Annotated in this window: 21 protein-coding genes and 1 pseudogene; 13 read left to right on the top strand and 9 right to left on the bottom strand. The window is 70.3% G+C overall.

The window, feature by feature from the left end; genetic code table 11:
• Window positions 1-21: 21 nt before the first annotated feature.
• From ABZS42_RS04140 to ABZS42_RS04150, 3 genes are all read right to left on the bottom strand, one after another.
• Window positions 22-225, bottom strand: coding sequence for a cold-shock protein (locus ABZS42_RS04140; protein ID WP_189047677.1), 204 nt, complete (start codon window positions 223-225; stop codon window positions 22-24).
• A 181-nt stretch (window positions 226-406) separates the two neighbouring features.
• On the bottom strand, window positions 407-1,834 hold the full coding sequence (locus ABZS42_RS04145) for a DEAD/DEAH box helicase (protein ID WP_355142401.1): 1,428 nt from the start codon (window positions 1,832-1,834) through the stop codon (window positions 407-409).
• Window positions 1,835-2,600: 766 nt separating this feature from the next.
• Window positions 2,601-2,903 carry a DUF4193 domain-containing protein gene (locus tag ABZS42_RS04150; protein WP_355142403.1) on the bottom strand — a complete coding sequence of 101 codons (303 nt, stop codon included), beginning with the start codon at window positions 2,901-2,903 and terminating at the stop codon, window positions 2,601-2,603.
• 1,364 nt (window positions 2,904-4,267) lie between these two features.
• Here ABZS42_RS04150 and ABZS42_RS04155 point away from each other — a divergent pair.
• The 4 genes and pseudogenes from ABZS42_RS04155 to ABZS42_RS04170 all read left to right on the top strand — a co-directional run.
• Window positions 4,268-4,522: pseudogene (locus tag ABZS42_RS04155) on the top strand (arginine--tRNA ligase); the annotation flags it as partial.
• A gap of 91 nt (window positions 4,523-4,613) precedes the next feature.
• Complete coding sequence (locus ABZS42_RS04160; RefSeq protein ID WP_355142405.1) at window positions 4,614-4,817, top strand: DALR anticodon-binding domain-containing protein; 204 nt, start codon at window positions 4,614-4,616, stop codon at window positions 4,815-4,817.
• Between the two features lie 212 nt (window positions 4,818-5,029).
• Window positions 5,030-5,713 carry an MFS transporter gene (locus ABZS42_RS04165; protein WP_355142407.1) on the top strand — a complete coding sequence of 228 codons (684 nt, stop codon included), beginning with the start codon at window positions 5,030-5,032 and terminating at the stop codon, window positions 5,711-5,713.
• Window positions 5,710-6,078: a hypothetical protein gene (locus ABZS42_RS04170; RefSeq protein WP_355142409.1), complete on the top strand. Its 369-nt coding sequence runs from the start codon at window positions 5,710-5,712 to the stop codon at window positions 6,076-6,078. Before ABZS42_RS04165 ends, ABZS42_RS04170 begins: the two co-directional genes overlap by 4 nt.
• Window positions 6,079-6,555: 477 nt before the next feature.
• Here ABZS42_RS04170 and ABZS42_RS04175 read toward each other — a convergent pair whose 3' ends face one another.
• Window positions 6,556-7,161 carry a YdeI/OmpD-associated family protein gene (locus ABZS42_RS04175; RefSeq protein ID WP_355142411.1) on the bottom strand — a complete coding sequence of 202 codons (606 nt, stop codon included), beginning with the start codon at window positions 7,159-7,161 and terminating at the stop codon, window positions 6,556-6,558.
• Between the two features lie 172 nt (window positions 7,162-7,333).
• Between ABZS42_RS04175 and ABZS42_RS04180 the strand changes: the two genes are divergently transcribed.
• The 7 genes from ABZS42_RS04180 (at window position 7,334) to fxsT (ending at window position 19,861) form a co-directional block, all read left to right on the top strand.
• Window positions 7,334-7,630, top strand: a complete 297-nt coding sequence (locus ABZS42_RS04180) for a CU044_2847 family protein (RefSeq protein ID WP_355142413.1) — start codon at window positions 7,334-7,336, stop codon at window positions 7,628-7,630.
• A gap of 16 nt (window positions 7,631-7,646) precedes the next feature.
• Window positions 7,647-11,069 (top strand): tetratricopeptide repeat protein, encoded by a 3,423-nt coding sequence (locus ABZS42_RS04185; RefSeq protein ID WP_355142415.1) that lies wholly within the window; start codon window positions 7,647-7,649, stop codon window positions 11,067-11,069.
• A gap of 238 nt (window positions 11,070-11,307) precedes the next feature.
• Complete coding sequence (locus ABZS42_RS04190) at window positions 11,308-11,484, top strand: hypothetical protein (RefSeq protein ID WP_355142417.1); 177 nt, start codon at window positions 11,308-11,310, stop codon at window positions 11,482-11,484.
• Between the two features lie 15 nt (window positions 11,485-11,499).
• Window positions 11,500-13,854, top strand: coding sequence for an FxsB family cyclophane-forming radical SAM/SPASM peptide maturase (locus tag ABZS42_RS04195; RefSeq protein ID WP_355142419.1), 2,355 nt, complete (start codon window positions 11,500-11,502; stop codon window positions 13,852-13,854).
• An 83-nt stretch (window positions 13,855-13,937) separates the two neighbouring features.
• Window positions 13,938-14,648: an AAC(3) family N-acetyltransferase gene (locus ABZS42_RS04200; protein ID WP_355142682.1), complete on the top strand. Its 711-nt coding sequence runs from the start codon at window positions 13,938-13,940 to the stop codon at window positions 14,646-14,648.
• Window positions 14,649-14,768: 120 nt separating this feature from the next.
• Window positions 14,769-15,932: a hypothetical protein gene (locus ABZS42_RS04205; protein WP_355142421.1), complete on the top strand. Its 1,164-nt coding sequence runs from the start codon at window positions 14,769-14,771 to the stop codon at window positions 15,930-15,932.
• 5 nt (window positions 15,933-15,937) lie between these two features.
• Entirely contained in the window at window positions 15,938-19,861 is a 3,924-nt protein-coding gene (gene fxsT / locus ABZS42_RS04210) for an FxSxx-COOH system tetratricopeptide repeat protein (protein WP_355142423.1), read from the top strand.
• A 22-nt stretch (window positions 19,862-19,883) separates the two neighbouring features.
• Here the strand turns inward: fxsT and ABZS42_RS04215 are convergent, their stop codons facing one another.
• Window positions 19,884-20,822 (bottom strand): alpha/beta hydrolase, encoded by a 939-nt coding sequence (locus ABZS42_RS04215; protein WP_355142425.1) that lies wholly within the window; start codon window positions 20,820-20,822, stop codon window positions 19,884-19,886.
• A gap of 237 nt (window positions 20,823-21,059) precedes the next feature.
• Between ABZS42_RS04215 and ABZS42_RS04220 the strand changes: the two genes are divergently transcribed.
• Window positions 21,060-21,395, top strand: a complete 336-nt coding sequence (locus tag ABZS42_RS04220) for a hypothetical protein (RefSeq protein WP_355142427.1) — start codon at window positions 21,060-21,062, stop codon at window positions 21,393-21,395.
• An 86-nt stretch (window positions 21,396-21,481) separates the two neighbouring features.
• Here the strand turns inward: ABZS42_RS04220 and ABZS42_RS04225 are convergent, their stop codons facing one another.
• A complete protein-coding gene (locus ABZS42_RS04225; protein WP_355142429.1) occupies window positions 21,482-22,486 on the bottom strand; it encodes a WYL domain-containing protein in 1,005 nt (334 codons plus the stop codon).
• Between the two features lie 53 nt (window positions 22,487-22,539).
• Here ABZS42_RS04225 and ABZS42_RS04230 point away from each other — a divergent pair, with 53 nt between their 5' ends.
• The gene (locus ABZS42_RS04230; protein WP_355142431.1) at window positions 22,540-23,223 is read left to right on the top strand and encodes an alpha/beta hydrolase; all 684 of its coding nucleotides are present in this window, start codon (window positions 22,540-22,542) and stop codon (window positions 23,221-23,223) included.
• A gap of 15 nt (window positions 23,224-23,238) precedes the next feature.
• On the opposite strand, the gene ABZS42_RS04235 is transcribed toward ABZS42_RS04230, so the two are convergent.
• From ABZS42_RS04235 to ABZS42_RS04245, 3 genes are read right to left on the bottom strand one after another with little or no spacing between them, the layout of a single operon-like run.
• The gene (locus ABZS42_RS04235) at window positions 23,239-24,483 is read right to left on the bottom strand and encodes a sigma-70 family RNA polymerase sigma factor (protein ID WP_355142433.1); all 1,245 of its coding nucleotides are present in this window, start codon (window positions 24,481-24,483) and stop codon (window positions 23,239-23,241) included.
• Complete coding sequence (locus ABZS42_RS04240) at window positions 24,480-24,866, bottom strand: YciI family protein (protein WP_355142435.1); 387 nt, start codon at window positions 24,864-24,866, stop codon at window positions 24,480-24,482. The genes ABZS42_RS04235 and ABZS42_RS04240 overlap by 4 nt, the downstream gene beginning before the upstream one ends.
• Window positions 24,867-24,870: 4 nt before the next feature.
• Complete coding sequence (locus ABZS42_RS04245; protein ID WP_355142437.1) at window positions 24,871-25,251, bottom strand: YciI family protein; 381 nt, start codon at window positions 25,249-25,251, stop codon at window positions 24,871-24,873.
• Between the last annotated feature and the right edge of the window lie 338 nt (window positions 25,252-25,589).

Consider the following 25,589-nt stretch of genomic DNA (forward strand, 5'->3'; position numbering starts at 1 on the left):
CACGGCTCGGCGGAGCCAACATCAGACCAGCCGGATGTTGGCGGCCTGAAGGCCCTTCTGGCCCTGCTCGACGTCGAACTCGACCCGCTGGTTCTCTTCCAGACTGCGGAACCCGCTCGACGAGATGGCCGAGAAGTGCGCGAAGACGTCGGCGCCGCCGCCGTCCTGCGAGATGAAACCGAAGCCCTTGTCCGCGTTGAACCACTTGACTGTGCCGAATGCCATGTCTTCTCCTCAGTAGTGAATGGAGCACCCGCGGTCCTGTTGCCGCCGCCGCTGGTTCGGAAGAACCGGCAGAACCAAAAGCGCCTGGCGGGTTAGATACCCACCAGGCGCTGGCAAAGTATGCGACAAACCGAAGGTTGCAACCCGCTGAGGTTAGCACGGGCGCGCGGTGTCTTCGCGGTCAGCGCTGACCGCGTCGGCCACCGACCCGTGTGCCGGCAGAGAATGCCGCCGCGCCCCGTGGCGTGGACGTGGTTTCCGCGGCACCCGCCCGACGGCTCTCCGAAGCCCTTCCGCGCGTTGCGCCGGCGGTCGATCCGCCTGCCGCGGTGCGGGGATTAGTGCGCCGCGTTGCGCTGTGGCCTCGCCCATGAGATGGCGCTGTCGTCGCTGTAGGAGGCGTCACGAAGCGACGCTCGCCCGGGGCGAGTTCGGTGAGCAGCGAGTCGCCGGGCCTGAGCGCGGTGATCGTCGGGTTGATGCCCGCCTGGCGGGTGAGGTTCCGTACGTCGGTGACCTGGTCATCGGTCATCAGGGTGACGACGGTGCCGCTCGCTCCGGCACGTGCGGTCCGCCCCGAGCGGTGCAGGTACGCCTTGTGCTCGGCGGGCGGGTCGGCGTGGATCACGAGAGTCACGTCGTCGATGTGGATACCGCGCGCGGCGATGTCGGTCGCGACAAGCGCGCGGGCGTCGCCGGCCGAGAACGCCGCCAGATTGCGGGTACGGGCGTTCTGCGCGAGGTTGCCGTGCAACTCCACGGCGGGTACGCCCGAGGCGACCAGTTGGCTGGTCAGTTTCTTGGCGCCCCGCTTCGTGCGGGTGAATACGAGGGTGCGTCCCGGGGCGGCCGTCAAATCGATCAGGACGGGAAGCCGGTCGTCGTGGCGCACCCGCAGCACGTGGTGGGTCATCGCGGCGACCGGGGATTTCGCCGAGTCGACGCTGTGGGTGACCGGATTGGAGAGATACCGCCGCACGAGGACGTCGACGCCCGCGTCGAGCGTCGCCGAGAACAGCAGCCGCTGCGAGCGGGGCGGTGTCTTGTCGAGCAACCGCCGTACGACCGGCAGGAAGCCCAGGTCGGCCATGTGGTCCGCCTCGTCGAGCACGGTGACCTCGACGGCGTCGAGGATCGCGTGTCCGCTCGACACGTGGTCGGCGAGCCGGCCGGGACAGGCGATGAGGATGTCGACCCCGGCCCGCAGTGCGCCGACCTGCGGCCGGGCGCTCACCCCACCGAAGATGGTCAGGGTTCGTAGTGACAGCGCGGTGGCCAGCGGTGCGATCGTCGCTTCGATCTGGGTCGCCAGCTCGCGGGTGGGCGCCAGGATGAGCGCGCGCGGGCGGCCGGGCAGCCGCGGAGACGCGGCGGCCGAGAGCCGGGCGAGCACCGGGAGCGCGAAGGCGTACGTCTTGCCCGATCCGGTCCTGCCCCGGCCCAGCACGTCGCGTCCGGCGAGTGAGTCCGGGAGGGTGGCGGCCTGGATCGGGAACGGCGTGGTGATGCCCGCCTGCTCGAGCGCGGCGACCAGGCGACCGGGCACGCCGAGGTCGGCGAAGGAGGTGGGTGTTTCAAGGGGTGTCTTGCTGGGGCGGCGTGCCGCCATGGGAGTCTCCGAACGTGGAAGGGGTCGCCCTGCACGGTGCTGACCGATTGGTCGCGGCGCGTGGTGGTCGACATCAGGTGCAGGCCGTGGTCGGAAACCGACGGACTCGTTGATCAATCTACCCGCACCTCGGCCGTGCCGTACACGACGGCTCTTTTGAGTTAGGGTTTGCACGGGCCCGCGAAACGGATCCGACGCCCCGGCGGGTGGCCGGAGCCGGCCCGCTCATTTTCGGCACCCGGCTTGCACGTGCGAGCGGGTGGGACGCGCGTTGGCGCGAAAACCTGGAGCAGCTCTTGACTGATGAAACCGTGTATGACTCGAATTTGTTCCGTGAAGCGCCGGGAGCGAATGCGACTTTGGACCACATACCGGTCGCCGATGTGAGTTCGGCCGCGATGACCCGCCTGCGCACCCCGTTCCGTGTCGAGGGTGACGCCGACCGGAAGCCGTCGACGCGTTAGGCGTCACGAAGCGCCGCAGCCCGGTCGGTGAGGGTCACCGGGCGTTCCGGTTCGACGCGTTGCGCTACCGGCTCCCGATTGGGTGGGTCAGCACCTTCCACGACCGCACAACGATCGGGCGCTGGCGGTGGACCATGTCCGCGTCGGTGGCCGGCGCCGGGAGGTCGCGGCGCAGAGCGGCGGCGTCGCAGGTCGGCTGAGGCCGCGCCCTGTGCCCGAGCCGGGCGGGTGCGGAGATCCTCGCCGCCGGATGGCTGGGTGGTCGTGCGGAGCGCCGGGAAACCTCGGCGTGGCGGTGGATGTCAGGAGCACTCCCGGCAGATCTTCCGGCCGTCTGGCTCTGCGGCGAGCTGGCTGCGGTGGTGCACCAGGTAGCAGCGCGTGCATCGGAACTCGTCCGCCTGCATCGGCACGACCGTCACCGTCAGCTCTTCGCCGGACAGGTCCGCGCCGGGCAGCTCGAAGTTCTCGGCAGCGTCGGCCTCGTCGAGGTCGACTGTTGCCGACTGCGGTGCCGAGCTTCGCGCCTTGAGTTCCTCCAGACTGTCGTCTTCAACGTCGACCGCAGGTCGGCGCGGTGCGTCGTAATCAATGGGTTTGCTCATGGTGATGGCCTTTCCGGCTCTGGTCGATGGGCGTCGCGACGGTAAACCGCGGCCCATGTCGTGGCGCTCAAGTGAGCGGTGCAACGGTAGCGCTCACTTCTGGATGTGAGGGGCGCCGAAGGCAGCGTGAGACGGCCGAGGTACGGGGGCGTGTGCTGCGCGCTGCCATCGCCTCGGACCCCTGGAACTGGGTGCCGACGACGGATCAGCCGCTTCGGCGGTTGCCCCACTGGCGTGGGCCCTGGACCGAACCCCGGCCGCTGAGACGCTGACCCTTTCCGTGCGGTTGCGGCGAGGCGACCTTGCCCTTCCCGCGGCGGGCAGCCCGATTTGCGTAAGCGGCGGGCTCGTCGGTCTCAGTCTCGGTCGTGGTTGGCGGATCGGCTTCCTCAGCGTGGGCATCTTGAACGGGCTCAGGTTCCGGCATCGGAATCTCCCTGGATTCGTGGGGCTTCCTGCGGACCGTTGCCAACAGGCGGACGCAGAACCCCGCCGGAAGTTCGGCGAACTGCGTGACGCCGCGATCCTAGCCGAGGAGGCGTATTCAACTATGAAGGCCGCACCAGGGCCAGGACGAGGAGCTCCGACGCGGAGCCCACCTCGGGGTGCAGCGAGACCCGGGAATCGGCAGGTCGACCAGGGCAGCGTGATCCACGGTGCCGACCCGGGAGCGGGACGCAGTGGCACATTTCTCATGTTGCGCGTCGCCTCGGCCGCCGCCGGGATCCCGCGTCCGGCCGTCACCGCGGCCCACGGCCTCCTCGGGCACGTCGACGTCAGCACCGGCAACGAACGGACACGATCCCGGAATTCGGCCGAGGCGGTCCCTTCACCCTCGACGCCGACCGCCTGCCCGGATCCCGCCGCTACATGGCCCCGGAAGAGTTCGTCCGAGGTGCGGTCATCGACCAGCGGACCATGGTGTACACGCTCGGTCGCACCATGGTGCACCTGCTCAACTCCCCACAAGGCTGGCGAGGCTCCCCGGCCCAAAAGCGGCTCGCGAACCACGCCACCCGGCCGACACCAGAAGATCGGCACCCAGACGTGGTGAAGCTGCTGGCCGAGTGGCGAGCCACGTGCACAACCTGAGACGGGCCTTCATCCGCTCGGGAAAATCTGTTGCGCCGCCGCCGGCCCGCCCCGTTAGGCTGCCGGCATGATCAGCCCGCGCGTGTTCCCGGCGGCGTCCCACGACGTCCTGTTCGGCGCGCTGCGACGTCGGCGGTCCGACGACCGCCTGCGCTGAGCGAACTTCTCTGCGACCGGCGGATCGAGCCGCCGGTCATCGTCGATCGTCCTCGGTCCGCCCGCAGCCTCATCCGGTGATCCGCGCTGCGGATCCGAGCGAGATCGGCGTACCCATGGATCTGGAGAAACTCCTTACCGACCGGCTGGCACCGGCGTTCGCGAAAGTGGCGGACGAGCCGGTGGACCCGGTTGTGCGGCGCTCACAGCGGGCTGATTTCCAGTCCGACGCGGCGCTGGCACTGGCCCGGCGGCTCGGCCGGCCGCCGCGCGCCATCGCCGCCGAGGTGCTGCGGTACGCCGAACTGGCCGACCTGTGCAGCGTGGTGGAGATCTCCGGGCCGGGCTTCCTCAACCTGACCGTCGCCGACGAGACCCTGGCCGGGCTGGTGCTCCGCGCTGGCCACCAGCCCGCGGGCGCTCGCCTTCGAGCTGATCGGCTTCGGCAGGGTGGTCGACGAGGTGGCGGTGAACCTTGAGTTCCACCACCTCGCCGGGTACCTGTACCGACTGGGCGCGACGTTCAGCACGTTCTACGAGCGGTGTCCTGTGCTGCGCGCTGACGGACCGATCCGGGAGAGCCGGCTGGTGCTCTGCGACCTGACCGCCCGGGTGCTCCGGCAAGGCCTCTACCTGCTCGGCATCCGCACCCCGGAACGGATGTGATCCGGTACGTGATCACCGGTTCGACTGCGGCCAGGAGTGCGGCCGCTACCTGATCGTTGCGGGGCGCGGACCACTCGCGTCATGACCGGTGGGGTGTGAGTAGGGTTTGCGCCATGTCGAGCCCTGAGGCATCCAAGGTGGGGGCTTTCGGTCCCGCCGTCAGCCCCCTGAACCGCTGAGTTCGTAGTCCGCTTCCCAGCAGCCTCCGCTGCATGGGCGTTTGCGCGCACCCTTGGGCGCTGGCCGCGGTGATGGCGGCGCTTGCGCGCCGGTGGCCTGCCCGGGCCGGTCTGCTGGGCTTCGTGCTGGTTTTCGCCATGGCTCACGTCGTGGGTGCCGTCACGACGAGCTTCGCGGTTCTGCTGGTCACCCGGGTGGTCGCCGCCGGAGCCAACGCGGGCTTCCTGGCTGTGGCACTGAGTACGGCGGCGACGCTGGTCGCACCTGACCAGAAAGGGCGCGCGCTGGCGGTGCTGCTCTCGGGTATGACGGTAGCCACCATCGTCGGAGTTCCCGGCGGTGCGGTACTCGGCACGGTGCTCAGCTGGCGGGCAACGTTCTGGGCGATCGCGCTACTCTGCCTTCCCGCTGCCTTCGGCGTCGTGAAGGGCATCCCTGCGCGAGTCGGCAAGACCCCCCAGGACACTCCGGTCGACTCGTCTCTCCGGGACGAGATCGCCCAGCTCGCTATGCCCGGACTGGTCCTGGTCATGCTGCTCGGTGCCCTGGTCAACGCCGCCACCTTTGCCACGTTCACCTTCCTGGCACCGATCGTGACCGACACCGCCGCCTGGGCGATCTGTGGGTCTCGGTCGTGCTGGTGCTCTTTGGTGCCGGCTCCTTCGTCGGCGTCACGCTCGCAGGACGGCTCTCCGATCGGCGTCCCGGCATCGTGATCGCAGTTGGTGGCCCGTTGCTGTTGCTCGGCTGGGTCGCGCTGGCGATCCTGGCTGCCCAACCGGCGGCGCTCCTGCTCCTCGTGTTCGTGCAGGGCACCCTTTCCTTCGCGTTGGGCAGCACCCTGATCGCCAGGGTGCTCTACGAGGCGGCCGGGGCGCCCACCATGGGCGGGTCGTACGCGACCGCGGCGCTCAACATCGGTGCCGCCGGCGGCCCCGTCGCGGCAGCCGCGACCGTCGGGCTCAATGCCGGCCACCTCGGCCCGGTGTGGGTCAGCGGCCTCATGGTTACGGTCGCACTGCTCATCGCCTTGCCCCTCCGGCGATTCGTCGGACCCCGGGTCAGCCAGGCGATTCGATGACCCACGCGAACGCTCCGTCAGTGAGCCGTTCTCGACCTGCATCGGCGGATGGGCTGGACGCAGGGCGGTACGAGGATCGCGTACATGATCACCGTGGTTGGCGGATTGACGCCCGGTCCGCTAGCGCTTTCCGTCGAGGGATGGTTCCTGCAGCCCTGTACGACGACGGCAGGGTCGTGCTCGACGCGGAGCGCGTCACGCTGCGTCGCTACCACTTCCAGACGGGGAGCCCGAAGCGCATCCGCTACCGCGACATCAAGGACGTACGGGTGCAACGGATGGGCTGTTTGACGGACAAGGGGCGGGGCTGGGGAACCGCTCACCCGAGGTGGCTCGGGTGGGGATCAGCGCAGCTTGGCCAGGACTTTCCGGGTCTTGAGCGTGGCGGTCGGCCGCTCACTGCGGCGCGGATCTTTGCATGGGGGAGTGCGCGGTCCGCTGCCGGCGAGAGCGACGCGCCCGGAGCCGCTCTGCTCATTACTGCGGGTTCGACGGCCTGGCCTTCTGCGGGTGGATCGTCTCGTGGCGGGCCAGCATGGCGACGAACTCGCCGATCTTCCGCTCCCGGGTCTGCGCGCGCTTCACCGCATTGAGGCGGTAGATGAGGGCGAACCGGTTTGTCTTGGTGAGTACGTCGAACATGGCCTGGGCGGCGGGGTCGGCGGCGATGGCCGCGAGCAGGTCGGCCGGTACCTCGGCTTCCGACGGCGGTGCGTAGGCCGCCGCCCACCGCCCGTCGGCTTTCGCGGCTTCTGTCGCTGCGCGGCCCGGGGGTAGCATTCGCCCTTCCGCCTCCAGCCGGGCCACGTGGGCGACGTTGCGTTGTGACCAGGAGCTGCGGGGCCTGCGCGGGGTGAACCGGATCCAGGAGGTTTCCTGATCCCGTTTCCGGGCCTGCCCGTCGATCCAGCCGAAGCACAGGGCCTCGTCGACCGCCTGCTGCCAGGTCAGCGTGGTGGCTGTGCCACCTTTCCTGCTGAGGGCGAGCCAGACGCCGGGCGACGTGGCGTGGTTGGCTGACAACCACGCGCGCAGCGCGTCGGCGTCCGCGACGATCAACTCGTCCAGTTCGGCGTTCGCCATGACGGCAGGCTAGTACTGCTGCCCGGGGACTGGTGTCAGACCCTCGGCCCGGGTGGCGTGAGCGTCTGATCCGGACTCTTGCCTGCCTGTGACACCTTTGCGCATGCGACCACCCAACGTGAGCCGATTTCGTCGATCGGGGGACGTCATGCAGCCGGATCACCCTCGGAAGATGCGCGTGGAGCCGGTGCAGGCCGGTGACGTGGAGTTCTTCGTGGAAGTGACGGAGGAAGGTGGCCCGGAGACCGTCGGCGCGGGGGCTTTGCTCTCCTTCGACGGGGTGCGCGAGACGGTGCAGGCGGTCGCTGTTGAGCTGACACAGGTCTGGCAGCAGGTCAAGCCGGCGGAGGCGACCGTGGAGTTCGGGCTGTCGCTGACCGCCAAGGCGGGGCCGCTCACCGGCCTGATCGTGTCGGGAGACGGATCCGCGACCTTCAAGATCACCCTGGTGTGGAGAGACGGTTCGTGATCGGAGCGGACCCCCGATGAGCGGCGCGGCCGTCAGTTCCCTGCAACTGCGTCGGCACGTGGTGCGCGTGGACGCCCTCGCCGGCGGCCTGCTCGGTAGCGGCTTCTTCATCGCGCCCGGTTGGGTGGTCACCGCCGCCCACGTCCTGTTCGACCGTGCCCGGGGGGACTTCCACAAGGTGGTCGTGACACCTGCGGCCGGCGATGTGGGCGAGGTCGCGGTGCGTGCCGATGTGGTGGCGTCCTCCGATGTGCCGGACGGCACTGCGCTGTGGCCCTTTCCGGACCTGGCGCTGCTGCGACTGCACGACAGCGAGCCGTGGGTGAGTCGTCATCCCTGCGTGTGGGCGGCGAACGGCGAGCCCCTCGGCGACGACTGTCACGCCTACGGCTTTCCGCCTCGCGAGCTGCGCGGGCCGTCGTACGGCGCGCCGGCCCGGTTCACCTTCGAAGGCGTCGACGGTGACGGGTTCCTCCGGCTCAAGCTCGGCCAGGCGGCTCCGGGCCTGTCCGGTGCGCCGTTGGTGTGCCCGACCCGTCGTGCCGTGGTGGGTGTGATGACCGGGACGCGGGACCGCTCCAGCGACCTGGGCGGCTGGGCGGCGCCGATCTCCGCGCTGCTCGGCGAGATGCCGGGCGTCCCCGATGAGTTGATCCATCACGGGCGCAGCCTGGTCCGGCAGGGGACCGAAGCGGTGCTGGCCGACCGCAGCACCTGGCACGCGGTGGTTCCGGTCACTGTTCCCGAGGAACTGTGGCCGGACTGGGACGGGTTTCAGCGGGCGCACGGCTCGTTGCCGGCGGAGATGCTGCTGGCTGACTCGCGCGTCGTGCCCTACCGGCTGCGCGACGAGGACCTGCAGCGGGCGGTGCGCTGGTGCGAGCAGCCCACCGCGATGGAGGTGTGGCGTTTCGCCGGCGTCGGCGGTGCCGGGAAGACACGCCACGCGATCGAACTGTGCCGGGTGATGTCGCAGCGGGACTGGCTCGTCGTGCGGTGGACCGAGTTGACCGCGCTGCCGGCCGCCGTGCGGGACGTCGCGGCCCTGCCGCTGCCCCGGCTCATCGTCATCGACTATGTCGAGGCGATCGCGGTCGACACGCTCCGCTCGCTGCTCGACAAGCTTCGCGCCCACGCCACGCCGCTCGCGCCGGTGCGGGTGGTGTTCCTGACGCGTACGGCTGCCGCGTATCCACTGGGCGGCGGCGACGTCCTGCGTGAGATCGGCAAGGGGGCGGGGCCGGCGCTGCGGAAGGTCCTCAACAGCAGCGGTGACGCGGTTGCCATCCGCCGCATCTCGGTGCCTGAGCGTCGCGAACTCTACGAGGCGGCTTTCCGGGCGTTCCGACGTGCCTGGCTGGGCGAGGAACTGACGCCGCCGGTGCCGGTGCCGGACCTCGCCAGCAAGCGGTACGAGGTTCCGCTGGAGGTGTTGCTCGAGGCGTTCGACCGCGCGCTGTCGGGTGGTCCCACCGTGACGGACCGGCCGCCGGTGGATCGCGCGCTCGATCACGAGGCGCGGCACTGGAATGGCCGTGCGCCGGCCGCGCTGTCCGAGGGGACGCGGCGGGCGGCGGTGGCCGTGGCCACGCTCGCCGGTGCGGAGACCGACGAGCAGGCCGATGCGCTGCTGCGGGTGCTTCCGGAGCTGCGTGGGGACGCGCGGGCCGCGTTGCGCGGCCAGACGGTGGCCTGGCTGTCCGAGCTCTACGCCGGCGCCTTGCACATCAATCCGGTACGGCCCGATCTGCTGGGAGAGGCGCTGGTGGCCGAAGTGCTCGAGAGTCAACGCGACGGCGGCAGGGAGTTGCTCGGGGCGGTGCTCGGGCTCGACGACGGGGCCCAGGTGGCACGGAGCCTGGACCTGTTGGCCCGGCTGGTCGTCACCAACACAGCAGTCGTGGGCTGCGTCGCGGCCGCGTTGTTCGATCGGCACCGGCAACTGGTCGGGCGGGCCGAGACCCGCGCCGAGGGCACCACCGGCCGGCCGGGAAGGTTGGATCTGGCGATCGGCTTGCAACGGCTGCTCGACGGTGCTGTCGAGGCGCGGATGGAGGAACTCGCCCGCGCGGCCCCGGCCGGCGATGCCGAGTTGCTCGAGCTGTCCGTGTCCTACAACAGGATCGGCGATCTGGCGCGGAACTCCGGTCAGAGTGAGCGCGCCGAGCGGCTTTACGGCCGGGGTCTGGCTATTCGTAAGCGGTTGTCGCGGGCGCACCCGGACGACGACGGCCTCGCGCGTGAACTGTCCATCTCCTACAACAAGCTGGGCCAACTGGCGTTCCGGCTCGGGCAGGCCGAGCGGGCCCGCGCGCTGTACGAGAAGGGGTTGGCGATTCGTGAACGGCTGGTGAGCCGGCACCCCGACCACGGCGAAGTCGCCCGTGACTACGCGGTCTCTTTGGACGCTCTTGCCGAACTCACCCGTGAAGCGGGTGACAGTTGGCGGGCGGAGCGCCGGTACCGGGAGGTTTTGGGGATCCGTGTGCGCCTGTGCGCGGAGGACCCGGCGAACCCTACGTACGCCCGTGACCTGTCGATCTCCTATGACGTGCTGGGTGATCTCGCGATGGAGGCGGGACGACCCAGTGAGGCGCGGCGGCTGTACGAGCAGGGGCACCGCATCCGCGAGCGCCTGTGGCGCGACGATTCGGAGAACACGACGTACGCTCGCGACCTGTCGAATTCGTATCACCGCCTGGGTGAGCTCGCTTTCGAAGCGGGCTGGTTCAGTGAGGCACAGCGCCACTACGAGCGGGCTTTGGAGATCCGGCAGCGGCTGCATGCGTCGCAACCGCGCAATACCCTGTTCGCCCACGACCTGGTGGTCTCCTACGGTGGGCTCGGTGAGCTGGCGGCCCGCGAGGGGCCGCTGGACGAGGCCGAACGGCTCTACCAACTGGGGTTGGCGGTTGCCGAGGATCTGCTCGCGGCGGAGCCGCGTGATGTGAGTTTCGCCCGTGATGGTCTCTTCTTCTACCTCTGGTTGGGTGATCTCGCGCTCCGGCGTGGGAGAAACCCGGAGGCGGAGCAGTTCTACCGGCTCGGCCGCAGCCGGGCCGAACGGCTGATCGCCGGTGAGCCCGACAACCTGTCGTTCGCGCGTGCCTTGGCGACTTTCTACGAACGTCTGGGCGTGGCGGCGCTCGACGCCGCTCCGGGTGCGATCGCAGTCGACGCGGAGACGCTGTTCAGTGCGGCGGTGCACTTCCGTCGCGGCCTGTGGGTCAGCGACCAGGGGAGCGTGGAGCTCGCCGAGGAGTTGGCCAGGTCGTTGCAGTGGTACAGCCGGGTCGCCGATCAGGTCGGCGGCGAACGGGCGACGGCGGAGGCGCGGGAGGCGCTTGAGCCGTTCGAGGGCTCCGGCTCGCTCAGCAGATCCGCGCGGAACCTGCTGGACCGTCTACGGTCGTCGAGCCCGCGCGATGAGGAGTGGTAGCCATTATCGGTCAGCCGCGTGTGGTGATGCGAACTTTCGACCGAATGGATAGTGTTGGCGTCAATGCCTCGGGGTCATCCTGAGGTACGGAGTCTCGGCCGTCCATCGATGTGGCTGCGGGCTGTGACCTCCACACCATCCCACACAGTGCCAGCTCCCGGTTACCGGGGTGCCCTGCGCCGGATCGTCGCCGACCGACCTGGGCATTCGTCGTAGAAAAGCAGAAAAGAGCGAGCTCGTGAAGACTTTTGAGCAGCAGCGGGCGACCATGACCGAGTCGCTCGGTGAGGTGCGGCGCACACCATTGCACGAGATTCCTGTCGACCAGGCGACGGACCTCGTCAGGAAGGTCATGCGTCACCGCGACAACGCCACGGGTGCCGTTGAGGTCGCTCGGTTCGGATCCGTCGCCTGACATGCGTCGACCGTCGTGACCGTCCCCGGATCGCCGCCGGCGACCTGGCCCATCAGCCAGTACGTGCTGAAGGTCCACAGCCGCTGCGATCTCGCGTGCGACCACTGCTACATCTACGAGCACGCTGACCAGAGCTGGCGGGACCGCCCCCGGTACATGGACCTCGATACCGCGTCGGCGGCCGCCGAACGGATCGCCGATCACGCGGCGGCGCACCGGCTGCCCGTGGTCACCGTCGTGTTGCACGGCGGCGAACCACTGCTGCTCGGTCCGCGCCGCATGCGGGAGATCCTTCATGTACTGCGGCGACGGATCGAACCCGTCAGCCGGCTCGACCTGCGGATGCAGTCCAACGGCGTGCGACTGTCCGAGGAGTACTGCGACCTCTTCGCCGAGTACGACGTTCGCGTCGGCGTCTCACTGGATGGTGACCGCCCGGCCAACGACCGCCACCGCCGGTTCCCGCACGGGGGCAGCAGCCATCCGCAGGTCCTGCGCGGTATCGGGTTGCTGCGCCGGCCTACGTACCGACGGCAGTTCGCGGGCATCCTCTGCACGGTCGACATCGCCAACGACCCGATCGCCGTGTACGAGGCGTTGCGGGCCGAGGAACCGCCGCTGGTCGACCTGCTGCTGCCACACGCCACCTGGGCGATCCCGCCGCAACGACCGCCCGGCCAGGCCACGCCCTACGCCCAGTGGCTCCTGGCCGTCTACGACCGCTGGACCGCCGACGGTCGACCGATGCCGATCCGGTTGTTCACGTCGCTGCTGTCCACCGGGGCGGGTGGCCACAGCTGCAACGAGTGGGTCGGCCTCGACCCGGCGGACCTCGCCACCATCGAGACCGACGGCACCTGGGAACAGGTCGACTCGCTGAAGATCACCTACCCGGGTGCACCCGCGACCGGGATGAGCGTGTTCACCCACGCAGTGGACGAGGTGTCGGCGCTACCTGGCGTCGCCCGCCGGCAGACCGGCCTGGACGGGCTCCCGGCGACGTGCCGTGCCTGCCCGGTCGTACGCCAGTGCGGTGGAGGGCTGTTCGCGCACCGATACCGCGAAGGCACCGGCTTCGACAACCCGTCGGTGTACTGCGCCGACCTCAAGGAGTTGATCGTGTCGATGAACGCGCGGACGGGAGCCGCATCGGCCCCCACCCCAACAGAGGTCGACCGTGAAGGCGCGGACCTGCCCGACGGTCTGCTGGACCGCATCGGCTCCGGGCGCCCCGACGAGGACGACCTCCGGTTCCTCAACGGTTTGCACCTGGCGATCACGCGGGCGCTGCTGGTGAGGGTGGCGGACCCCGGATCTGCGACCACCCGAGCCGGCTGGGACGTGCTGACCCGGCTGGACCAGGAGGCACCCGGCGCGGTCGAGGAGACGCTCGCCCACCCGTACGTCCGCGCCTGGGCGGCCGAGGCGCAGCCACGACCCGACGGTGTCGACGGCGGAACCGGCGCCTACATCGCCTCCGTCGCCGCGGCCGCCGCCGTACGGGCAGGTGCCTGCGTGGAACTCGACGTTCCCATGCGGGCCGGCGTGATCCACCTGCCCTCGGTCGGCGCGGTCGTGCTGCCGACCCCCACCACCGGCGTCGCGACGCTGACCGTGACACCGCAGAATTGGACCGTCCGTCACGGCGGTGAGCGGGCGCGGATCACCTTCCCGGACGCGCCGGGCGCGGGCGAGCCGCACGTGACCGGCGCCCGCTGGCAGGCCAGCACACGTCTGCCGTTCGGCGGCTCCTCGATCCTGTTCGAGGATCTCGATCCCTACCGTGACTGCCACGACTGGAAGGCGGCCGAGCGGGTGCACCCACCGCAGCTCGCCGCGTGGGGTGAGGCGCTGGCGGGCGCCTGGGCGGCCATCGAGGCCGACGTCCCCCACCAGGCGTCCGTCGTCGGCGCCGGGTTGCGGGCGGTGGTACCGCTGCTCGACGACCCGACCGGCACCTTGCGCAGCTCGACGGCGCGGCAGGCGTTCGCGTCGATCGGTCTCGCCCGTGCGGACGGCCCCGCGACCGCGGTCATGATCGTGCACGAATTCCAGCACAGTTTGCTGGGCGCCCTGCTCGACCTCTGCGACCTGTTCGACCCCGGACACAGCGGGCGAGTGAAGGTCGGCTGGCGCGACGATCCACGCCCGATCGAGGGGGTGCTGCAGGGCACGTACGCCCATCTCGCCATCACGAACATCTGGCGACAGCGGGCACGCCGTGACGGTGCCGGCAGCGTCGCGTACGAGCGCCACCGGCAGTACCGGGAGTGGACGGAGGAAGCGGCCGACGCGCTGCGCGGATCAGGCGCGCTGACCCCCGCGGGTGAACGGTTCGTCGGTCGCATCGCCGAGGCGTTGACGAGTTGACGGCGACGACGGCGAGGGGCACGGTCGCGTCACTGAGCGAACAGTTCGCTGCGGCGGGAGTTACCGCGGGCCGTACCGTCCTGGTGCACGCGTCGATGCGCGCGGTGGGTCCGGTGGACGGCGGCGTGGCCACGGTGCTGGCGGCGCTGCGCCGGGTGATCGGGCGGGCGGCGGTCGTGGTGTCCGCACAGACTCCGAACAACTCCACCTCCAGCCCCGCCTTCCGGGCGGCGACCCGAGGAATGACGCCCGCCGAAGTGGCCGGTCACATCGCTCGGATCGAGGGGTTCGACCCGGCCACGACGCCGTCGTTCGGTGTGGGCGTGTTCGCCGAGCACGTCCGCCGGGATCCGGAGGCTGTGCGCAGCACACATCCGCAGGCCTCGTTCGCCGCGCTGGGGCACGGCGCGGCGGAGTTGATGCGCGTTCACGACCTGGAGTGTCACCTCGGCGAGCGGTCACCTCTGGGCGCGTTGTACGAGGCGGACGCGACCATCTTGCTGTTGGGCGTGGGCTACGGCGCCTGCACCGCCTTCCACCTCGCGGAGTACCGACTGCCGCGGCGGCGGACACGCGAATACTTGTGTTTCCTTCGCGACGGCGACCAGCGTGTGCGGTGCGACTTCACCGGTCTCGACCTGGACGACAGCGACTTCGAGCTCCTCGGGCGGGCGATGGAGACTTCGCCCGGCGTCGTGGTGACCCGAGGCAAGGTCGGACGTGCGCACACCCTCAGCATTCCGATGCGCCGGGCGGTCGACTTCGCCGTCGGCTGGATGGCCCGTAACAGGTGATCGACCGCTCCTGGTATGTACCCACGCTTTCACGTATTGTGATGGCCGCGCAACGCACAGGACGGTTGGGGGCGTGGCGGTGCGGATCGGCTCGTCGGGCTTCATCGGGGGCAGGCCGCAATGAGGCCGGAGCAGCCCTCACCGACCGGCGGGCAGGAGACGTTCTACTTCTTCCTCAGCCACGCGCATCCGCAGCCCGTGGACCCGCACATCGAGGCCGACTACTACGTGCGGGTGGTGTTCCGCGACCTGTCCCACGCGGTCAGCAGCCGGTCGAGGCAGAAGGTCGACTGGTCGGTCGGGCTGTTCCGCCCGTGCGTGGACCCGCCGATCGAACCCGACCGTGTCAGCCGCGCACTCGCCTCCACCGCCGTGTTCGTGGCGCTGCGGTCGGCATGTTACGACGCTGACGAGCAAGCCGCCGCCGAACGGGCCGCCTTCTACCGCCAACCGTCCACACTGCACGGCCGCCCACCACAGCAACGCCTGCTGCCGGTGCTGTGGGAGGTGCCGCCGGCTGCCGCGTCCTGGGCGACCCTGGACACCGCCCTGACTCCGCTGCCGCAGGTGCCGCAGTACGCCGAGACCGGGCTGGTCGCCCTGAGCCGCCGCCACGCGGACCGCGATGCCTACGACCGGGTCCTGGCGTTCCTCAGCGAGTGGATCATCGACGTGGCGGAGGGCAGGCAGGCTCCGGCGAGTGCCCACTGGCCCGGCACACCGCCCCGCAAGGCGAAGCCGGCCTTCGTGATCGCCACGCTCGGCGTCCCCGGCGACAGCGACGATGACCGAACGGCGAACCGGCAACGACCCGCAGCGGACCCCGCCGTCGAAGGGCTGCTGCGGCAGGCCGTGGCACGCGTCGCCGAGTACGTGAACGGAGCCCGGTTCGACGTCCAGACGCTCGATGTCACCCCCGGCGACGACCGTCTCGGAAAACGTCCGACGGTACTGCTCATCGACGCGGCGGCGCTGGAAACGAACAGCGGACGGGCGAAGCTCCAGCAGTTCCTCCGGACCCTGCCCACCTGGGTGCAGCCGCTGCTCGTGCCGGACAGCCTCGACGGCGTGCGCCCACCCGAGGCGGACCTGTGGGACGGGCGGCGGGCACCCACAGCCGGCCCCCGGTGGGTTTCCCGACCACGCATCATGACCGAGCTCGACGCACCGGCCGCGGTCATCACCGCCGCGATCGACCGGGCCACCCGGAACTTCGACGAAGAGCATCTGGTGGAGCGGCGGTATCCGCCGCGCCCGCGCTCGAACAGCCAACCGGAGGAGTAGCAGACATGACGGACGTCCGGGACGGTCAGATCGTTACCTTCTACTCCTTCAAGGGTGGCACCGGACGGACGATGGCGCTCGCGAACACCGCGTGGATCCTCGCCGCGAACGGCTACCGCGTCCTCGTCGTGGACTGGGACCTCGAATCGCCCGGCCTGCACCGCTTCTACCGCCCGTTCATCCACGACGGCATGCTGCGCGGCGCCGGCGGTGTGATCGACATGCTCGTGGCCTACGAAGGCGCGGCGACGGAGGCGGCCACCCGCGACCCCGCCGCGCCGGGCGAACTGCCGCACGCCGCCTTCGCGAACGTGCGGCGCCACGCCTTCTCCATCAACTGGCGATGGCCCGCCGGCGGGACACTAGACTTCCTCGGGACGGGCCGGCACAACCACAGCTACAGCCGGTCGATCTCCGGCCTCGACTGGGACCACTTCTACGAGGTGCTGGCCGGCGGTGCGTTCTTCGACGCGCTGCGTGCCGATATGAAACGCACCTACGACTTCACCCTCATCGACAGCCGCACCGGCCTCAGCGACGTCGCGGACATCTGCACCGTCCACCTGCCCGACACCCTCATCGCCTCCTTCACCCTCAGCGAGCAGGGCATCGACGGCGCCGCCGAGGTCGCTCAATCGATCAGCCGCAAAACCCTGCCGCGGCGCATCCGGGTGCTCCCCGTGGCCATGCGCATCGACCCTGCGGAAAAACTCAAGGCCGACACCGGCCGGCTGGTGGCCCGCCAGCGGTTCGACGGGCTACCAGCCCACCTCAGCGACGAGGCCCGGGAACGGTACTGGGCCGAGGTCCAGGTGCCGTACCTGGCCTACTACGCGTACGAAGAGACCCTGGCCACCATCGAGGACAGCTCAGGGGCTCCGGGCAACCTGCTGGGCGCCTTCGAGAAACTCACCGAGGTCATCACCGAGGGCCGCGTCACCCGGCTGCCCAGCATGGACGAGGCGGACCGCATGCGCCTCAAGACGCAGTTCGTGCGGATGGCAGCGGTGCGCGAGACGGAGGTGACGCTCAGGTACGAGGTGGCCGGCACTGTCTGGGCCGAGTGGATCTGCTGGATCCTGGGCGAGGCCGGCATCCAGGTACACGATCCCGGCCCGGGCGGCAAACCGACGGGACTGGCGGTCGTCGCTCGTCCACTGGTCGTCAACACCTCCGCCGACACCGTCGACGTGGGCCGGCCCAGCGCGTCACCACGGGACACCCGTCGCCCGCTGACGGTGTACGTCGGCGCGACGCAAGCCGCCGCGTCGCCGGCGACCAGCGGCAACTCCACCCGGCTGAGCCGGTTGGAGGAACTCGCCGCCGCGGAACAGCTCCTCCGCCTGGTGGGCTTCCCGCCGCCGAAGGCCGAGTTCCTCGTCGGCGCTCCCCGGTTCCCGGGAACTCCACAGACCGTATTCCAGACCCCGCCGCGCAACCTGCTCTTCACCGGCCGTCAGGCGCTGCTCGACCTGCTGCGGGGCAAACTACGGGCACAGAGCGAAGCCGCCGTTCCGGTGGTCCTGCAAGGCATGGGTGGCATCGGCAAGACTCAACTGGTCACCGAGTACGCGCACCGGTTCCGTGGCGCCTACGACGTCGTGTGGTGGATCGACGCGGACTCCACGGAGGACGTCGACAGCGCCCTCTACGACCTCGGCCGGCGGCTGGGGCTCAGCCTGTCCAGCAGCGTCCCCGAGGGCGCGCAGGCGGTGAAGCACGCCCTGTCGCGCGGCGACGCCGGCCTGCGATGGCTGCTCGTCTTCGACAACGCCGAGCAGGCGGCACGCATCGAACGGCTGCTGCCCAGCGGCCCGGGCCACATCGTCATCACCTCCCAGGGCACCAACTGGGGCGAGCAGGCGCAGGTGATCGCGGTGGACGTCTTCGACCGCACGGAGAGCGTCAACCACCTCAGCCGGCTGCTGCCCACCCTCAACGAGCGCGACGCGAACCGGATCGCCGAGGTGCTGGGCGACCTGCCCATCGCCGTCGCGGCGGCCGCCGCGTGGCTCGTGGAGACCCGCTCACCGGTGTCGGAGTACCTGCAGGCGATCGAGGCGGGCAACCTCGACGCGCTGGGTTCCGAAAGCGACATCGGCCGGGTCGAGGCGGCGTGGCGGCTGTCGCTCGACCAGCTGAAAGCCCGCCGGCCGGCGGCGTACCGCCTGCTGCAACTGTGCTCGGTGATGGCGCCGGAGGTGTCACTCGACATCATCTACAGCAGCGCGATGGCCGAGTACCTGCGCGCGATCGACCCGATCGTCACCAGCAGACTGATGATCAACAGGCTGGTGGAGCAGATCAAACGCCTCGCCCTGCTACGCCTCGACCAGCACAGCGAGTACGACGGCCAGAACGCCGACCGGGACGCCGCGCGCATTGTGATCCACCGGCTGCTGCACACCGTGGTCAGGTCCCGAATGTCCGACGAGGAGATCGTCGAGACCCGCCACCAGGTGCACCTGCTGCTGGCCGCGCTGGCCCGCACTCTCGGCGAGGTGGATCTGCAGGAGGAGTGGCGCAAGTACCGCACGCTCTGGCCGCACGTCGAGATCTCCGGCGGGGCGATGTGCCCCAACGAGTCCGTCCGGGACCTGCTCGTCGACCAGGTCCGCTACTTCTTCCTCCGCGGCAACCCCGACGGTGGGCTGGAGGTCGCCGGGCGGATCGAGGACGTCTGGACCCGACTGCTCGGGGAGTACGACGAGGCGCAGCGGCAGGACCTGCTCGTGAAACTCCTGCGCCTACGGTTCAACAAGGCCAACATGCTGCGAGACAAGGGCGCGTTCCAACAGTCCTACGACCTGAACCAGGCGATCCACGCGCAGCAGGTCACGCTCCTGGGACGCGACCACGGCGACACGCTGATCACTGCGGCCGGCCTCGGCGGCGACCTTCGAGGCCTGGGCCGCTACGCCGAGGCCCTGACGCTGGACACCGAGACCTACGAGATCTGGCGCGCCGAGTACGGCGAGGACAACAAACGTACCCTCAACGCCCTGAGCAACCTCGCCGTCTCCTACCGCCTCATGGGAAAGATGGCCGATGCGATGCGCCTGGACCAGGAGGTCTACGAAGAGCGGCGGCGCCTGCTGGGCGAGCAGGACCTCTCCACCCTGCAATCAGCCACCTCCCTGGGCCGCGACCTTCGCGACGCGGGACACTACGAGAAGTCCGTCGAGCTGCTGACCCACGTGCGTGATGTGTACGCGGCCGTGATGGGGGAGACCAGCCGCTTCGTGTACGAGGCCGACGCCAACCTGGCCGTCTCGTTGCGCAGCGCCGGCCGTATCCGGGAGGCCAGCGATCTCCTCGAAGTGGCTTATCAGGAGTTGGTCGCGATCGTCGGACCGGACCATCCGGAGACCCTGACCTGCCGGCTCAGCCGTTCGGTGACCCTTCTGGAGTTGGGGGACTGGGAGCGGGCGGAGGCGGAGACCAGCACGGTGCGGCACGCGTACGAGCAGCAGCTCGGTGCCCGGCACCCGCACGGCCTGGTCTGCCTGAACAACCACGCCGCCGCGATCCGCGCCAGCGGGGACCTCGCCGAGGCTCGGACGCTGGCCCGGCAGTCCCTGGACGGCCTGCTCGACGTGCTGACCGCCCAGCATCCCTACACGGTCGCCGCGCAGATCAACGTCGCCGTCATCGAAGCCGACCTGCACCGGCACACCGAGGCGCTCGAGTTGATGGCCGGCGCGGCGGATCTGCTCAACGATCTGCTGGGCCGCGACCATCCGCATACCCTGCGCTGCGAGGCGAACCGGGCCCTCATCCTGCGACGGACGCACGGCAACGAGTACCAGAGCCAGGCGGAGGAGGCGATCAGCGCCGTGGCGGCCCGGATCGGCGCCAACCACCCCTCGGTGCTGGAGCTGAAACGGGGCCGGCTGCTGCGCCGGGTCATCGACCCGCACCCGTTCTGAGTCGACCCGAAGTACCACCGCCTCACCAGTTGGACAACCACTCCAACATCTCGGGGAGGATCTTCACTGCGCCGAAGTGGGCGGCACCAGGCTGTACGTGGACCTCCGCGGTCCGGATCTGCCGGGCCAGCCACATGGTGTGGCTGACCGGCGCGAAGTTGTCCTGCTCGCCGTGCCACAGCCGCACCGGCCCGCTGATCGCCGAGAGGCTGAAGCCCCAGTCCCGCCGCAGCGCCAGCACATCGTCGATCCACCCCTGCGGGCCACCGCGCAGCGCCTCCCGGTAGGCCTGGGCCAGCAGGCGCCGGATCGCCAGATCCTGTACCACGTGCCGGTCCGGCCAGGTCATGTCGGCTTCCAGCTGGGTCAGCAGGCTCTCCGGGTCGCGCCGTGTCCGCTCCGCCTGCTGTCGCAGCCGCTCCACCAGCCGCAGCCGGTCGAACGACGCGGCCGTGAAGTCACGCCGGTTGCTCTCAGTCATGCCGGTGAACCAGTCCGGACCGGCCACCTCGGGGTTGGCGAAACCCACGAGCACGGCCGTGCGGGCGACCGACTCGGAGAGCAACGCCGCGCACGCCAACGCGTGCGGGCCGCCGCCGGAGCGACCCACCACCGCGAAGCGTGAGATGCCGAAATGCCGCGCGATCGCGGCGATGTCCTGAGCGGCGTCGGCCACCGTCCGACCCGGGTGAGGCGTCGACCCGCCGTACCCGGGCCGGTCATAGCTGATGAGGCGGACACCGTACCGGTACAGGACGCTGCTTCGGGGCTTCGGCCCGCTGCGGCTGCCTGGCGTGCCGTGCAGAAGGAAGATCGGAACTCCGTCGGGCTTGCCAGTGATCTCGACAGACAACCGGCCGCCGCCGGTACTCGTCGTGAACCGCTCCTCCGTTGCCAGGTCCGCTCCCTTCCCGCACAACCGGAAGCCGCGCGAACCGGCGCCGCCGCCATCCGTCAACACGCTTAATCGAAGAGCTTAACTCGCATTGCCATCACCTCCGGGGCACGCGCACGGTCAGTCCCGGTCGGCCGACCGCTCGCCGCCGCCGCGGCTAGTTGCGTTGCCTCGCGTCGGGCGGAGGAGAGCGGCGGAGTTCGCGATCGGACGTCACTCTCCGCCCGGCGCCTCCCCACGCGAGACCAGCTGATCGCCGCCGCGTACGCCGACCAGTGGGCCGAGTGCGCGGCCGAGCAGGAAGTGGCCCTGCACGACCCGGATCCGGCGCGGGCCCTGCGGATCCTGACCCGCACGCTCTGCTCATACCACCTGCGGGACAGGGGTTTCACCAGGGCGTACGTCGCCGCGACGGTCTCCCGCCGGGGCCTCACCCACGAGCGACGGGAAGCCGAACGCGTCATCGGCGTGCTGCTGGCGAGGGCGCAGCCGGCGGGCCCCATCCGCGCCGACCTCACCGTCGTCGACTTCCGGCTGCTGATTGCCGCCCATCACGGTGTCATCGCGGCGGCGGGCCCGAACGCGGCTGTTGCTTCCCACCGCTACCTCACGCTGATGTTCCGCTCGTTCCAGGCTTGAGCGCCGCCGCGAGCCGGCCAGGGGACGGCCGAGAGCCGAGAGCCGATCGGCAGTACGGAAGATGAAGACCTCGAGTCCGGTTCCGGTCAATCTCCGTGCCCGATGAGCCGTTCCTCCCCGCCGCCGTCCCGGGCCGGACGCGAGACTGCCGCGCCGAAACGGGCCGCGACCGCCGCCACGGCGGCACGTAGTTCAGGACCTTCCTCCACGGAGAAGTCGAACGGGACCGGGGCCAGCCACTCCTGCGCGTACATCGCGGGGTTTCCGGTGCTGCCGACCAGTACGCATTCCACGCCGTCCGGCTGGAGGCGGCCCATCGGCGGCCGGATCCAGGGTGCCACCTCCTCGCACGGCGCGTGGAACACCACCCGGGTGGGGTACGTCCATCCCGCGCCCAGATTTTCCTCGAGCGCGGCCACCGGATCCAGGTCGTCGGGTGGTGTGAAGGCGTGCGGGGTTTGCCGTACGGCCCGGATCCGGTCGACCCGGTACGTGCGGATCGCGTCCGCGCGGCGCGAATGGCACAGCAGGTACCAGCGTCCGTACCGCACCACGACGGCCCACGGATCGACCTCGGCGTCCCGCTGCTCGCCGCTCCCGCCCCGGTAGCCGACCACGACGCGTCGCCGGTCGGCGACGGCGGCGACAAGGGCACTTGTGATGGTGGGATCCGCGCGGGCCGAATGCCGGTCGGGGGTGGCCGCGGCGTACGCCCGTAGCGCCGCCGCCTGCCGTCCAATGCCTTCCGGCAGTGCCCGGATGACCCTGCTGAGCGCCGAGCCGACCGGGTCTTCGGCGTCGACGGCGTTCGGCTGCCCGTCGAGCACGGCCATGACCAGACCGAGGGCCTGTTCCTGAGTGAAGACGACCGGCGGCAGTCGGGTGCCGCGGCCCAGCCGGTAGCCCCCGTACGGCCCGCGGGTCGACTCGACCGGGATGCCGGCCTCGCGAAGGATGCCGACGTAGCGCCGCGCGGCCCGTTCCGTCACGCCCAGGAGCGAGGCGAGTTGGTCGGCAGTCGTGCCGGGACGGTCGTGCAGGATCTCGAGCGTGTGCAAGGCTCGGGCGGTGGGACTCGGACCGGTTGGCACGACGGCGAGAGTACCGGAAGGAAATCGTCCGGAACCGCCTCTAGGTTGGTGCGATGAACGCAGAACAGATCGTGCTGCTCGGCGGCCTGTGGCTCGACGGATCAGCGTGGGCCGGTGTCGCGTCGGAGCTGGAGAACAGCGGCCGCCACCCGGTGCCGGTGACCCTGCCCGGTCAGGGCGACGGGAATCGGTGGGCGACGCTGTCCGACCAGATGACGGCGGTGCTCGCCGCCGTGGACGCGGGACGTGGCAGTTCGGTGGTGGTGGGACACTCCGCCGCCTGCACCCTGGCCTGGATGGCAGCCGACGCGCGGCCCGGCCGAATCGCGAAGGTGGTGCTGATCGGCGGGTTCCCGTCGAACGACGGGCAGCCGTACGCGGACTTCTTCGAGATCACCGACGGCGTCATGCCGTTCCCGGGCTGGGACCCGTTCGAAGGCGCCGACGCCGCCGACCTGGACGAGCAGGCGCGGCAGGCGTTCGAGGCGGCCACGATCCCGGTCCCGGCCGGCGTGGCCAGGGGCGTCGTACGACTGACGGATGAGCGGCGGTTCGACATACCTGTCGTGATCGTCTGCCCCGAGTTCACTCCGGACCAGGCACGGGAGTGGATCGCTGCGGGCGACGTGCCCGAGCTGGCCCGGGCCAAGCACGTCGACCTGGTCGACATCGATTCCGGACATTGGCCGATGGTGACGCGGCCGGTAGAGCTGGCGCGAATCCTGGCCGCGGTGTAGCTCGGCGCGTGCCGGTCAGCCCGCGAGCTGGTCGCGGCGGCGGGTGAGGTAGGCCCGCTCCGCGGGATTGCCGGCGAGGCCGATGGCCCGGTCGTACGCCGCCCGCGACTCGCCGCCGCGCCCGAGCCGCCGCAACAGGTCGGCGCGCGCGGCGTGGAACGCGTGGTAGCCGTCAAGGACCTCGGCCAGCCGGTCGATCTCGGCGAGCCCGACCCCGGGCCCGTCGACCTCGGCGACCGCGACCGCCCGGTTGAGCCGCACGATCGGCGAGGGATCGAGCAGCACCAGGCGTCCGTAGAGAGCGGCGATGGTGGACCAGTCGGTGTCCCGGGCGGACGGGGCGTCCGTGTGGACCAGGTTGATCGCGGCCTGCAGCTGATAGCGCCCGGGCGGGTCACCGCCGGCCGCTACCGCCTCGATCCGCTCGCGGACCAGGGCCTTGCCCTCGGCGATGAGGGTGCGGTCCCATGCGCCGCGATCCTGCTCGTCGAGAGTCACCAGCTCCCCGGTGCGGGACACCCGCGCCGGCCGCCGGGCGTCGGTGAGAAGCATCAGGGCAAGCAGGCCGACTACCTCGCCGTGGCCCGGGAGGAGGGTTCGGAGCAGACGGCCGAGGCGGATCGCCTCGTCGGTGAGGTCGACGCGCACCGGGTCGTCCCCCTCGCCGGCGAGATAGCCCTCGTTGAAGACGAGGTAGACGACCGCGAGCACGCCGGCGAGCCGCTCACGGATGTCGTCAGCTGACGGCACCCGGTACGGAATGTGTGCCGCTTTGATCTTTGCCTTGGCGCGGGTGATCCGCCGCGCCATAGTGGTCTCCTGCACGAGAAAGGCGCGGGCGATCTCGGTGACGGTGAGGCCGCCGAGCAGGCGGAGGGTGAGCGCCACCCGTGCCTCCACCGCGAGCGCCGGGTGGCAGCAGGTGAAGATCAGCCTGAGCCGGTCGTCCTCGACCGGGCCGGTCGGCTCAGGAGGGCTGTCGTCGTACACGAGCCGGGCCTCCTGGTGTTTGGCGTCGCGCTGTGACTCGCGACGGAGCCGGTCGATCGCCTTGCGGGTCGCGGTGGTGGCGAGCCAACCGCCGGGATTGGGCGGCACGCCATCAGCCGGCCACCGCTCCGCAGCCGCCAGGAACGCTTCGGCCGTCGCCTCCTCGGCGACGTCGAGGTCGCCGAAACGACGCGTGAGGTTAGCGACCACCCGTGCCCACTCCTCGTGGTGGACACGGGTGATCTCCTGCTCGACGCTGGGACCGGTCACGGCGTCGGCGGCGTCCGGACGGGTTCTCCGGATCGGAAGGGACGCACCTCGACCGTGCCGCGGCACGCTTTCGACCCCGCGGCGGCGAGCGCCATCGCCACGTCGAGATCGGCCGCCTCGATGACCCAGAAGCTGTCTAGGTGCTCGTTCGTCTCCAGGTAGGGCCCGTCGGTGAAGGCCGGCTTCTCGCCCTGCCCGTCGGCGGTGGTGGCCGTCGCCGGGGGTTCCAAGCCGCCGGCGAAGACGAAGTGGCTGTCCCTCTGGAGCCTCTCGGTGAAGGCGTGGGTGTCGGTGAACGACCTCAGCGTGGCCTCCTCCGAGGAGGAGGCGTCGACCTCGGTGCGGTCGGCCGGCCCGTAGACGGACAGCAGGTATCTGGGCACCTGCTCACCTCTCCCCAGGACCGTTACGCCGGGCCTCTCCGGGGCCTCGGAACCGGTGCACCTCCTGCGGCCAGTCGAGCGCGGTCGCGAGCCGACCGGCCCAGTACCGCGCGGCCTCGTCGTCGGGCACGTCCACGACAGCGAAGCCGCCGAGGTGCTCCTTGGTCTCGACGTACGGGCCGTCGGTGAAGACGGGCTTGCCGTCTACCGCCTCGACACTGCACACCGCGGTGGACCGGTCGAGCGCACCGTTGCTGAAGATCAGGACGCCCTCGGTCTGCATCTCCGCCATCACGGCCCGGCTGGCCCTGCGCTTCTCGCGTAGCTCCTCCGCCGTGTGGGCGGGCACCCACTCGTCGTTGAAGGCGATCAGGTACTCCGTCATGGTCGTCTCCTCTCAGTCCCCGGACGAGGGCCTTCCGGACTCCTCGTGCCCGGCGGCCCAGCCGGCCGCCGCACACTGGTTCCACGAATGGCTGGGCCTCGATACGACACCATCCCGGAAAATTGAGCGTGGCGGCTCATCGGCACTCCGGGTGTGCAGGGGCCGGTTGCCGTGGACCTTAATGGGCGCCCGCCGACAGGCTGCCCTGGACAGCCCCGGGACCCACGAGGACCCGCTGATCGGGGCGTCCGCGACGCATCACCATGCCGCGTCGTCGCCAACCACCCAAGGAGCAGTCGCCCACGGACAGCGACAACCGGTCCCGCCGCGCCGAACCC

The organism is Micromonospora sp. NPDC005367, from assembly GCF_040606825.1.
Classification (GTDB): Bacteria; Actinomycetota; Actinomycetes; order Mycobacteriales; family Micromonosporaceae; genus Micromonospora.